The following is a 12,664-nucleotide window of genomic DNA, read 5'->3' on the forward strand; positions in this document are numbered from 1 at the left end:
CCTCCGTCAATCTTTACTCTCTGTTAATTTAAATTGAATAACGGCAATCAGCAGCATGATCACGCAAAATACGATCGACTGTGCGGAAGCTAGACCAAACATATCCTTTTTGAAACCCGTGACATAGATATATCGAATCATCGTATTCGTGGTGTCGCCTGGACCGCCGCCAGTCATGATTTGTACTTGCCCGAATAGCTTCAAGCAAGAAATAATTTGATAGAATACTTGTATTTTCATGACTCTCGACAAGCCTGGCAGTGTAATATGCCGAAACTGCTTCCAAGCTCCCGCGCCATCTATTTTCGCAGCTTCATAATGATCCGTAGGTATTTCTTGTAATCCTGCCAGGAACAAAACCATGACGAACCCGACTGTCCACCAATCGGTCGCAAGCGTGATTGCCCACCAGACAAAGTGTTTATCCGTAAGCCAGTGAATATCTCCGGGAAGCCCAATGACCTTCAGAAGCGCGTTAATCGGCCCATATTTGGAGTCGAACAGACGAAGCCAGATAAAACTGATAACGGATACGGACAGCACGTAGGGCAGAAAAAACATAGAACGTATTGCCGTGCGAAACCGAATATTCTGATTAATGATAAGCGCCAAAATGAGTCCTAGCACGATGACCGTGGGTGCACAGATAAGAACAAAATAAAAGGAATGCCACACATACAAGTAAAAGTTTTGATCGGTGAAAATCTTCTTATAATTGGCGAAGCCGACATACTTCTGCATGCCCTGAATGCCCCACACATGCAAGCTCATCCAAGCTCCGCGACACACCGGCCAGAGATAAAATATGGCAAACGGAATGAGGAACGGCAGCAGATAGAGGATAGCTTTCAATTCAGTAACGAAACGTAATGAAAATGGTTTGCGGAGGATCAATGTCCTTTCGCGCTCTCTCACATTAATCTCCATGGTTATTCTCCTTGTATCTTTATACAAAGCACGGGTGAAGCTGCCGTCTTCCTAAACCGGAAGCCGCACCCGCTTCTTGCTGATCTTGCTGATTAACTTAATTCGCAATAATATCGTTGATTTGCTTCTCCATCATCTTCAGGCCTTCTTCAGGCGTTTGCTTGCTGAAAATAATATTTTGCAGCGATTCTGATACCGTCGTAATAATTGTCGTATATTTATCGGTTTTTGGCGCGAACTTCACCGTTTTTTGAGCTTCAATAAAGAAGTTGCGATACGGCAGTTTTTTGTACTCATCGCTGTTGGTAACCACGCTGTTGGCTGGTACATGTCCTGCTTGGCCCCACGTTTTTCCGCCAATCTCCGAGAAATACTTCATGAACTTCGCAGCAGCTTCTTGTTTCTCAGGCGTAACATAGGATGGTACGACGAGCAGATGAGAACTTGCCCAATGCGTCTGACTGCCAAAAATAGCCGGCAGTGGCATGGCGCCAATGTTGAGCGCTTTATCATTCAGCAAGAGTCCGGCTTCCCACACGCCGCCGAACCAGAAAGCCGCTTTCCCGCTGTGGAACGAATCCCAAGGGGTTTTGTCATTCAAATCACTGTATTTGTTGTTGTACAGATCCATATAAAACTTCAATACGTTAAGCGCTTTAACATTGTTAATAGCTGCTTTATTTAAATCCGCATTCAACAAATCGCCGCCCGCTTCATAATACAAGTTCAGGAAAGGCTCTTGGAAATAAGGGGTATTCACCGCAAGCGCCTGCACATCGGGTACTTTGGCATGAATTTGGGCCAATGTTTTCTTGAATCCATCCGGCGTAAGATCGCCCAGTTTAGGCGTTCCATCGTCGTTCAACAGCTCCGCTTTTTTCAACAAGTCCTTGTTGTAATAAAACATATGGAAATGTGTATCTAACGGCACGGCATAAGGTTTGCCATCATAAGAGACACTTTTGATATTGGATTCCGAAATCTGTTTCAAATCAAATCCGACCTTTGTCGCTAGTTGGTCGACCGGTACGATTTGCTTCGCTTTTACGAACGGAGAAATGCGGTCAACGTGAGCCACGGCCACGTCAGGCCCTTTGGAGGAAGATAGAGCTGTGCTGAGCTTCGCATAATACTCATTGGATTCTAGGCGGAGCTGCTTGACAGTCACTTCCTTTTGAGAATCATTGTAGCCTTTAATAATTTGATCTACGAAATCGCCTTCGCCACCGCCAAACATATTCCAAAACGTAATTTCAACAGGACTGGTCGATTTGCTCTCTGCCGCTTTGGTTGTCTCTTTCGCTGTGGCACCCGTTGTATTGGTTGCGCTTTCTTTTGTGCTCGAGCAGCCTGAAACTACCAACGCAAGCGCAACACTTGCCGTTAGCATACTAGTTAACTTTTTTTTCATTGTCTTTACAACCCTCTCTCTTGCTGAATTATGATTTGCGAAAGCCTTTCCATAATCGTGTAAGGGCTTCCTTGGTTATTACTTTACATCGATTAGCGCTCCCCCTAAACCGATAAAAAAATTATCTTTGGGAACAAATTTAAGGTCTGTCCGAGACACGCATGTGCCAAAAGTAGACGATCTTAAGATAGGGTGTCAAAAGTAAGATTGAGTAGACTTCAGGTTGCAAAGCATGTGGGTCCAACATACTTAGCAGCAGGACACAGGTATTCTTTTCATTGGAGTTTGTCCAATGAAATCAGCCCTCAAAGGGCTGGGTGCAAGGTTGCATTGGAATTAATCCAATGGAACGAGCTTTCACTTCTTCCCTTCTAATAAAAAAAGACCGTCAGGGACTAATATGTCCTGACAGTCTTTTTGTCTATTTCAGCATGAATCAATTCACTTTGATATTATCAAAGCTCACACTATTGCCGAAGCCGCCGCGAACTCCAATCGTGCCGCTTGCATAAGCAGCATCATTGAAGCTGATCTTCGCTGTTGTCATATCGCCAACATATACTTTGATATTCCCGTTGTTCACAACGACCTTCATATGATACCAGGTATTCGTGGCGATCGGGGTGTTGACCAAGCTTAGCTGCGTCCAGCTGTTGTTGAAGCGTCCCAACCAGACTGAGCCTGTTGAATCAATACCCGCTCCATATCCGAGCAGGCTGTCGGCTCCCGTTGACGGATTCGTCACGTTGAAGATCAGGCTTCCCTGCCCGGCATTATTGAGCTTAATATCCCCTTCCAGCGTATAGTTGCGGCCAGACGGGTACGGCGTAAGAATCGATTTATCTGCGCTGCTCGATGTCAGATTGTACGTTCCGCTGCCCACGTTCCATGTTCCGCCAAAGCGAACCCAACCGTTATCGTTCGCAGCAAAGTCGTTGGTGTACGCCGTAGTCAGTGCGCCAAATCTGATTTGCACATTGTGCCCGCCAACACTGCGGTCTACGGAATCAATAAAAGCAATTTCATTGGATGCCGTCTGATAGATGGCTCCCCATAACGTGTTGCCAAAGGCTGGTGCATCATTATTGTACCAAGTATTTCCATAATCATTGCTCATGGATATCACATTCGAATTCGAACTAAGCACGAGCCTTCCATCCGTTAAGGAAATAAGGTAAGGTCCGCCATGCTGGTTCGTCGACACTTGCGTACCAATGCCGCTTGCCCATGTCTTGCCATCACTGCTTTTTTTGTAAAATATATTGCAGTTCTGCGTGCCGCATACTTCAAAAGATACGATGTACTGGCCATTCCCCATCTTCGTCCATACAGGCATGCCAGGACGTGCACCAGCATTGCCAGGATCCCACGCCACATAGATTTCGCTGCCCCAACTTGCGCCTCCGTTGGTAGAAATTTTCTCCGAAATAATTTGACTGTACGACGGATTCTCGGTAACGTGCTTCTCATTCGCATACATGACAGCCAATGAACCGTCATCTAATAATCCCATATGCGGTTCGTAGACCCCTTTGTCCGGATTGCCGAGAGAGCCTGGCGCACCGTTTTTTTCATCGATCGTACTCAAGTAGCTCCAGTTGCTTCCTCCGTTCGTGCTTTTGTACACTTTCAGTTGGTAAGACTCTTGCCAGCGAACAGAACGCATCGCAAGTAAAATATCGCCATTCGGCAGTTGGGCGAACTGGCCGTTATCCAAGTCCCGTCCATCCTCCCAAAGTGTCGCCGTTAAGCTCCATGTCCGGCAGTTGTCCGTACTGCGAAACACCTGCTGACGCGTACCTCCCCATGACACTTTGGTGTAACCATTGTTATCATAGATCGCCGCGACAGCAAGCCAGTCGCCATTAGCTAGTTTGATCATTCGCGGATATTCCGAGCCAAACGTACCAGGACTAATGCCCCTAGCATCCGTGCCACCATCGGTAAATGTGTTGATGTTCGTCACCGTTACTGTAGAACCCCAAGTAATCGGACCATTGGCGGCGAAGGCAGGAACTGCACCGATCATAATCAGGAGACTAACCATAGCTAACATGGCAGCTAAACTCTTTTTAAACATTTCATTTCCCTCCTAGATTAACAACATGAGTCGTACAAACGTGCTCCAATCAGCGGCCTCTAATCGTGTCCCTCCTTCCGACAGCCTAAATGTAAGGGCTTACTTTTTATATTGTAATGCCCCCTCCTCCGTCCCAAAACCTATAATCGGCACAGATTTGGTGAACATTATTACGCTTTCTCGAACTTTCAGCGTTTAGTTATACAACTAGGTGGACAATTTTACGATCCCTCCACAATGTTAAGGAAGAAGGCAATCATTTCTTTAATTTATTCTTTTCTTTTGTGCTCAGTGAAATGCCAACTTTGGTTATGGAAACTTTCCTGTCGTCCTTCAATGATTTCCAGGCAATATCAAATTGGACTGTGTTTATACCAAAAATAGGTAAAATCTCATTATCCCCATAGCCATCAGGCAGTGCAACCATATAGTCTGTGTCAGTTTTGTTTTTCAAAACGTCCATAATTTGTTTCTCATCGCTGCTTAAAACGCGAGACGGAGTGGTAGCAGTAACTTGTGAAGCACCAGAATTCTGTTGAGCATTTCCTTTATTTCCCGCTTTTGTTGTCTTGGATTGTGACGCTTTTGCCAATTTGGGTGCTGCCAAACTAGCATACTTTAGAGAACTGTCTAGATTAATTTTATAATCATATTTCTTGCTTAGAATGTCGATAATTGACTTCACTCTAACGTCATTTGGTTTTTTGCTAGTTAGCTCGCTTATCTGTTGAGCAAGCTCAACTTCATCCCAGACATGATCTTGAATTCCTTTTTCTCGCAATAATTTGTCAATGTTGGTAGCTAATAAATTGTCGATAACACCTTCTTCATTTTTGGAAGGCGCATATTGCTTAACAAGTCCACCTGGATCAGCAAGAACAACTCGACCTTGCTCATCAATTAGAAATTGCAAATCGGAAATGCGAATCTCTGCCGCGATCATTCTATTTTCCATCTCAATAATTTGTTGAATACTTGAAACATTCAAATGCTTGGGCATTTTTAACTGATCCGAGTCCTTGACCTTGACGAAATCTTTGGAATGCTCAGCATAACGCTTCATAATAACAGCCGGGAGATCTCCATGTACGGTAATTCCGATAATGTCAACTATAGGCAATTGGGGATCAATTTGCTTAATATCATGGAGAATACTGAGCTCGCCACAAAGCATTTTGAAGCTATCATCGCGATTCATAATCCCAATGACCAAGTCATCATAATCGGCTAACCCAAACACGTTTTTCTGCTTACCGCTAGCTATTGGATCTTTAGAAATAGCTGCATCCTTGAATTTATCAAGAAAAGGAAAGTTTTTCGTATGCAGGCGGATCAGATTATAACTTGCAAGCAGATTGTTATTCGTTTTGTCCAACATTAGTTTAGCTATCATGGCATCATATTTAAAAACATTCACAAGTACGGATATCGGATCATTGAATAAAGAAAATACAATTTCCTGGTCTTCTCTATCTGCAGAAAGCAAGCGTTTCGATTCGTATTCGACGGTTCCAAGTTGAGACTTTACCTGATCCTCAAGGAGCAGCGCTTTCATAAGTGCTTTATGTTCTGATTCGACCGCCAAATCCATAAGTCTGAAGATTTCCTTACTGAGTCTATCCCTATACTCTTTCATTAAAACGGTTTCTTCGAATTCCGACTGTTCGACTCTAAATTCGGCGATTTGATCTCTGTTCTTCAGAACGAGACCTAAACCTTTCTCCTCCAGCTGTGCTTGCAGTTGCTTGTTTTTGCGTTCAAGGGTTTGGTCCCTCTTCTCATTCTCCCAGTTGAAGTTGGGGTCTTTGGTATTGCTACGGCGTGTTCTCTTCCAATATTCCGCTTCTGACATTGAATCCTTCGCTGCCACGGGCTCATCCCAGGAGGTCAATAGATGATTGAGCACCCCAACCTCGCTATTGTTCATCCCTTCTTTCGACTCCGCGGTAACAACTCCCAACATCTCTTCTTTCCAGTTTCGTTCATATTCTTCATTCATTTCTTGTGAAGCTGCTTCTAATAAAAGGTGAACTTTTTCTCGAATCTCATCTTTATTAGCCACATTGACCATGTCCATCAACGGATTCTCAGCATCCGGCAAGTGTGTACAGTCGAGAAGTATTTTGGCGATGTCATTGTGCTTAAGTCCTGAACAATCCTCGAGATGCTCAATCACTTTCATGCCGCCCAGTTTTTCGCTTTTATGATTTCTCCATAGGATGTTATTAATCCAAAGTTTCTTCTCAGCCAGTCCCGGCGGCGCATCGAGAATAACACGTTTGAGACTCGGCAAGGTGCCAATCAGATTTTCCCATCTCGCAGCTTGATCATTGCCTTCTTCCTCCATGAAAATAACCTTCATGCCAACCAGTGCCGGGCCTTCCAGAATACCGCTGCGCATCCCCACACTCACGACATCATATTGTCCCGAATGAGCTAAATAATGGAGCATGCGAAGCTGCCCTTTGCGTCCTTCGTTCTGATAAGGAAACTCGGGATGATTCCAGAACTCGGTTAAATCGGGGACCGTTGCCTCCCCTATTCGATCCCCGATATTTACCGGCGTTCTTCCCGATTTCCTTATATCCTTAATAAGTTTTTGCTGACTTCCTTCACTTGTATAGTGATGTGCATGAGGGTGCGTAAGCTCACCTTGTTTCATCCATAACAGCGCGTACGCGCCTGGGGGCATTTGCATCTTGTCTTCCAGCCATTTTTGGAGTTCAGCTTCTTTGTGAGAATCAGCTTTACCCAACCATTTGTCTTTAATCGTGGCATAAGATCCTTTGATGTTCTTGTCAAAGTTTTCACTAATTATTTTCGTTTCTGACGTAATTTCCATTGACGCGAACTTTCGTTCTTTGTTTTCTTCTTTTGTTGAAGTTTCGAATTCCGCAGCTCTTGTGTTTATCCAATCTTTTTTGTTGTTGATAAAACCCTCATTATATTCTTTCTTGGCGTTGGGTACATGCAAGATGTAGACGTTCTGTTTCTCACCGATCAACCCTTGATAGAAGCTTTCCATCATTTTAGCCGTTCCATAATGCGCGAAATCTGAAAGAATGACGACACTCAAGTCTGGACGAAGAGCCAACGCGCCAGCGACGCCATACATGTCTCCCCGCATATGTGCGCCTTGGACAATCAGTGCACGGTGTTTCGCATCTTTGGAATTACTATTATCGACGGGTGGGAGAGGCAAGCTGAAAGCATCCTTCGTCACCTCAATGAGTTGATTCAGCAAACTGATAGCACCCTGGAGGTCATAGTTATGAAAAGCGGACAATAGCTGGTCCCATGTGGCAAGAATACTTGATTTCTGATTAGGTGAACGTTTCGTGGCTTCAAGTATGGCTTGTTTATATGTCTGTTTTTCAGTGTTGACAGCAATTTCCCACATATATTGGTACAAATACTTTTTTAATAGGTCATCGGGAATAACATCCGTGCTCTGCTCCTGGAAATATTGATCTGGAGACTTATCTATGGAACGCTGCAGCTTAGGTCCGTCAGTTGAAGCTGATCGACTGACCATAGGTTTGTTTATTGCCCTAGGAGATTGATTGCTTTGATGCCTCAGTAACTGCATGACGGCTTGATTGCCCACGGTTCGTTGCAACTGCATAACAGTGGCAGGACTTAAAGGCATTCCTGAGGATATCGAAGTGGATACTCCTTGTTCCTTCGTATCAACTGCCTCTTGGGATTGCAGATTCATTGCAGCGGCAGGTCCTGCATGTGTATGTGTTGGTGTCTTAGCAGCTTTGAACACAAATTCCCCCCTCGTCATCTCGCGGAAAATTCCTTGCCTTTCGTTTCTCGGTGCCCATTGATTATATTTATATTACCATAATTTGGTTTAAAAAACATTTGACATCCACACATGGCATCGTTCTCGAAAGTGCGAAAAGATCGTTTCGTTTCAGTCCTGTTAAGGTTAGAAACAAAACGATCTTTTAAGTTTACATGTACACACTTGATAGGTTACACAGCCCCAATCTTAGGCCATGTCAGTTCGATACCATTCGCTGTTAGTAAAGCTTGTAGTTCGCCGAGTTTTGCTGCGTTGACGCGAACCTCACTCGGGGTCAAGCCTTGGTTCAAACAAAAAGCAGCTGTAAAGCCTGCGGACTCCCCGATGTTCCATTCAACCGGATGAAGCCTGTAGCAGCCATTGGTAATATGAGTTGTTCCTATATTCTTGCACGCAGCCAGCAAGTTGGTAACCTGCTTGGGGATCAGACTCCCTAATGGGATTTGAAAAGGCAACGATGAGATATCGAGGAAATTGCGTCCCCTCATACTCGGATGCAAATCGATCCGGTAACATCCGATGCCTACGCTGTCCGGGAACTCTTCGGCCCCTCGATCGCCTCTTATTGCTGCGCTTATATGCTGTTCCAAAACCGTGAATTCCGCTTTAATCCTGCGCGATTCCCGAATATATGGTGCCTGGGCCATGCCATCGGTCGTCCCAACGACGTCCGGACGCAGCCTCAGTCCCGGATAACCGGCTCCCCCGTCAGGCCGTGGCGCTTCCGTCTGCAGCCAGTATAACAAAGAAAAGCTCAGATGTTTCGCTTGATGCAGATGCTTTTCGGCTAGGTGCTCAGGCACATCGTAGATATTGCCAAGAAAGTAATCGTTCTGGGCCCAGTTGACTAGCGAAATATCCGACGGATATGTCCCGGTTGTGAAGTTTGCTCGATCCACAATCCGGCGATAAATAAATAAAGGATATTTATCCGTACCGGGAAAAAGCGTTTCTTCTGTCGGTTCCAGCGTCTTGGGATCAGGCGATACCCAGTTCAACTGCGGATTCGGCCAGAATGGTGCTTGAAATGAGCGCCAGAACTCGTAATCTTTGGGTTTATCTATGACATGATTCTCACCTTCGAAGTAATCCATCGCGAAGCAATAAGTAAAAGCTTGTATATCGTGAGGATCTGAGGGACCTTCCAGGGCATGGGGCTCGTGTGTTTCTGATTTCGATTCTGCCCCAGTTACATATTCGACTTTCGCAAGCGGCAGTAAATCCCCGCATTCTGTTGCATCAAGAAAATAAGACGCGTGGACAGTCAGCTTCTCCCCATTCTCACATTTGACGGTAACCGCTTGGATCTCATTTCCATGTCTATACGCTTTTATGATTTTACAACGTGTATGAATGGTAAGTTGCCCACTGTTTACGAATGGCGCAAACATCTCCTGTAATACGGCATGCGTGACGCGCGGTTCGGCGCACAGCCGGCTTACCCCACCGTTACCGGGATTCAAATAGAACGCCGAACGCCCGTACTCCGATAACGGATAGTGTTGACGGTAGTATTCTCTAACCTGATTGCGAAACTTGCGATAGCTTCGTGTACAGCCAAATTGCTCAATCCACTTATGCTCATCAGGCGGCACCGCCTGACTCGTCAACTGACCGCCAATCCAGTCATATTCATCACTCATGTATACGTTCTTTCCCATCCTACAGGCGGCTAGTGCTGCAGCGCACCCTCCTACTCCTCCGCCAATAATTGCAATATCTGCGCGTATATCTCTTTTCATATTCACCATTTTGTTTCCCTCCTTAATCCATTTTTGTTTAATTAATCCTAATTCAATAGACGCAGGGTATCTTCTTAAAGTTGCAAAATTAGCAGAACTTCTTATTCTTTGTAATTCTCATACGGCTAAGTCTCTTCGCAGCTTCCTTTATCCACTTTCTAGTTCCTTTAATGGCTGTAATAACTTCCAATTAGAGAGTAATTAAATAAGGGTAAGCTTCGCTTACCCAAAAACTTATAAATTCTTATATATTAAGAAAACCGTTATGAAGCCGCCCTAAGAGATGAGCGGCTTCATAACGGTTTTCAACAATATCGGCGGATCCTAGTTCCGTTTGAGCTTTGCCATGACAGAGAGTGTCGTGTGAAAAGGAACTATGATCCGCTATATGGCGGGAACTGGGGTAAACGTAGCATGAAAGGGAACTGAGATCCGCTATTTACGCAGAAACTGCTGATTCCAACCGGGAAATGGTGAAATAGCGGATCGTAGTTCCCTCTGGCGTGGAATATAGCCGTTTTCAGAATAATAGCGCCCTGTAGTTCCCTCAAACTCGCTATCATGACATATTTCTCCAATATCACGGGTGACGTTCCCTTATCTCCGCGCGATAGCAAGCTAGCGGATCTTATTTCTGACAAATAGCTTGTTTTATAACTCCGAACCTGCTGGGCAAGCTTCACTCACCCCAACCCAACAACATGTCTCTTAGACCTTCGTCGATTGTCAAGATGACATGTCGATGGTTGACTTGATATACGTCCTCTGACAAAATATCTGCTTCACTCTTCCATTTCTCCGAATGAACACGCCGTGCAGAAACGTCCATTGCACCAATAGGGCACCACCTTAAGATCGTGGCACCCTTCATATGCGAGCAGGTTAAACCCTTTGTTAGGGTCTCCACAATCTCGAAATTTTTGGATTTCTTTCAACACTACGGGACGTATCTTTTGGCGTTGCCTGCTTTTAACGGCTTCCCAGTGCTGATTCTCATCAAAGAAAGCACGAATAAAGCGTAAAGTCCAAGCTCAACTGTAATCCTCAATTAATGATATTTGCCCTTCGTGAATCCCAAATACGGACTTCCCTTTTAATTGAAGCTTGTCTCCAAGCTTTAACCCGTTAGGCAAATCAACGGCCAATATGGCTTCATAATCAATAAGTATTTCAGTTGTGTCACCTTCAGCATGGTATTGCGTAATTGTCTGATGACGGCTAGAAAAAATCTTAGATGATTTTGCCGCCAATTCACCAAATTCTTGTATTCCTCTGGTTTCTGTGTCCATTGTACCATTTGAAAAATTCCTAAACAGAATGTCTTTATGTAGAAGTTTAACCATACCTTGTAGATCAAAAGAATTGTAAGCCTCAATATAATTTTCAATGATTTCCTTGTTCTTTTCACTACTCATGGTCTTACTCCTCTCACATTTATTGGCATCGATAAACGCCGGACTATTTTGACTATCTGGGAATATAAGTTATTATATAAGATAAAAAAGGAGGTTACTAGATGGAAAGAGCAGAAATCATAGCCATTATTTCATTATTGATATCTATAATTCTAATGATTAAGCTAATAGGCCAGCAAGCCCGCATTAATGAGCTGAAATATGATATTGAACGACTGGAGGGTCGACCGGAAACCTATCCCCTACCCAAGAAGCCAGCTTCTGCTGCTTCTTCTACTTCTACTTCTACTGCTTCCGTTTACGCTAAACCTCTCTATGCTTTGGAACTTGCCCCGGAATTAGAGCAGCGGCTTCAGGTTCTACTGGCAGGTGGCAAGAAGATTGAGGCCATCAAAGAATTAAGAGATGCCGCTGGCCTTTCTTTGAAAGCTGCCAAAGATTACGTAGATGCTATGAGAAATCGTTAATTAGCCGATAAGTAGAAATGAGTCTGGTGGCGATGCCATAGAAAATGGAAAAAAGACGATAATGATTCATCGTCCGGAAGAACTGAACTATGTGATTTTTACATTACTTTTTTTCCAAAACAGCAAAATAATTTCCTTCATTATCGGCAAAGTTGAATACTCTTCCGGATGGAATAGTTACCAGTTCTCCGACAGTGATATCTTTGTCCTTAAAATCTTGATATAAGGAATCAAGTTCGTCTGAGAAAAACAATAACGAAGGTGTACTAAGATTTAATTCAGGCTGCATTTTTGCAATTACGGCCTTATTATGGAGCACAAAACTCGTTTGAGCATCGTTAGTTGGAGCAATTTCAATCCATCTCATATACTCGTTTTTTTCCTCAGCAACTACGCTGAACCCTGCTTTTTCTGTCCAAAATTTCAAACACTCATCTTGATCATTCACATATAACATAACTTGTCCGATTTTATTAATCATTTGTTAGTCTCCATTTCTTTAATTTTGGATTGATGTACCCAAACGTCAATATTTCGCAGGCATGTTTACTATACAAAATATTTTCAACTAGTTCAACTATCTTCCCCTCTCCCCTTTTCTCTCCGAACAAAGATTTCTCTGATGAAAGCCCCCAGAGCCCCTGCCACCGCAACAATTGAAATTAAATTCATAATTTTAACAAACGAATGAGGTGTGCCAACGATGACCACGGCATTTAAAATAATGATAATGGGGAAGAAGATGAACCCGATATACAACTGTTTATTTGAAGAAATGAAGCTTACCTCCTTTACATCTTTAGATCAA

Annotated in this window: 8 protein-coding genes and 1 pseudogene; 1 reads left to right on the forward strand and 8 read right to left on the reverse strand. The window is 43.9% G+C overall.

Annotation, left to right across the window (positions count from 1 at the left end):
• Nucleotides 1-6: 6 nt before the first annotated feature.
• From LOZ80_RS12585 to LOZ80_RS12615, 7 genes and pseudogenes are all read right to left on the reverse strand, one after another.
• Nucleotides 7-927: a carbohydrate ABC transporter permease gene (locus LOZ80_RS12585; RefSeq protein WP_079410046.1), complete on the reverse strand. Its 921-nt coding sequence runs from the start codon at nt 925-927 to the stop codon at nt 7-9.
• Between the two features lie 97 nt (nt 928-1,024).
• Nucleotides 1,025-2,338, reverse strand: coding sequence for an ABC transporter substrate-binding protein (locus LOZ80_RS12590; protein ID WP_238171758.1), 1,314 nt, complete (start codon nt 2,336-2,338; stop codon nt 1,025-1,027).
• A gap of 436 nt (nt 2,339-2,774) precedes the next feature.
• Nucleotides 2,775-4,418, reverse strand: coding sequence for a 3-keto-alpha-glucoside-1,2-lyase-like domain-containing protein (locus tag LOZ80_RS12595; RefSeq protein ID WP_238171759.1), 1,644 nt, complete (start codon nt 4,416-4,418; stop codon nt 2,775-2,777).
• Between the two features lie 256 nt (nt 4,419-4,674).
• The gene (locus tag LOZ80_RS12600) at nt 4,675-8,190 is read right to left on the reverse strand and encodes a hypothetical protein (RefSeq protein WP_238171760.1); all 3,516 of its coding nucleotides are present in this window, start codon (nt 8,188-8,190) and stop codon (nt 4,675-4,677) included.
• Between the two features lie 212 nt (nt 8,191-8,402).
• The gene (locus LOZ80_RS12605; protein WP_238172971.1) at nt 8,403-9,974 is read right to left on the reverse strand and encodes an FAD-dependent oxidoreductase; all 1,572 of its coding nucleotides are present in this window, start codon (nt 9,972-9,974) and stop codon (nt 8,403-8,405) included.
• A gap of 694 nt (nt 9,975-10,668) precedes the next feature.
• Nucleotides 10,669-10,987, reverse strand: a pseudogene (locus tag LOZ80_RS39490) (transposase zinc-binding domain-containing protein); the annotation flags it as partial.
• A gap of 18 nt (nt 10,988-11,005) precedes the next feature.
• Nucleotides 11,006-11,389, reverse strand: coding sequence for a nuclear transport factor 2 family protein (locus tag LOZ80_RS12615; RefSeq protein WP_238171762.1), 384 nt, complete (start codon nt 11,387-11,389; stop codon nt 11,006-11,008).
• Nucleotides 11,390-11,490: 101 nt separating this feature from the next.
• Between LOZ80_RS12615 and LOZ80_RS12620 the strand changes: the two genes are divergently transcribed.
• Entirely contained in the window at nt 11,491-11,856 is a 366-nt protein-coding gene (locus LOZ80_RS12620) for a ribosomal protein L7/L12 (protein WP_238171763.1), read from the forward strand.
• Nucleotides 11,857-11,959: 103 nt separating this feature from the next.
• Here the strand turns inward: LOZ80_RS12620 and LOZ80_RS12625 are convergent, their stop codons facing one another.
• A complete protein-coding gene (locus LOZ80_RS12625) occupies nt 11,960-12,337 on the reverse strand; it encodes a VOC family protein (protein ID WP_238171764.1) in 378 nt (125 codons plus the stop codon).
• Between the last annotated feature and the right edge of the window lie 327 nt (nt 12,338-12,664).

Origin of the sequence: Paenibacillus sp. HWE-109, from assembly GCF_022163125.1 — a bacterium.
Taxonomy (GTDB): Bacteria; Bacillota; Bacilli; order Paenibacillales; family NBRC-103111; genus Paenibacillus_E.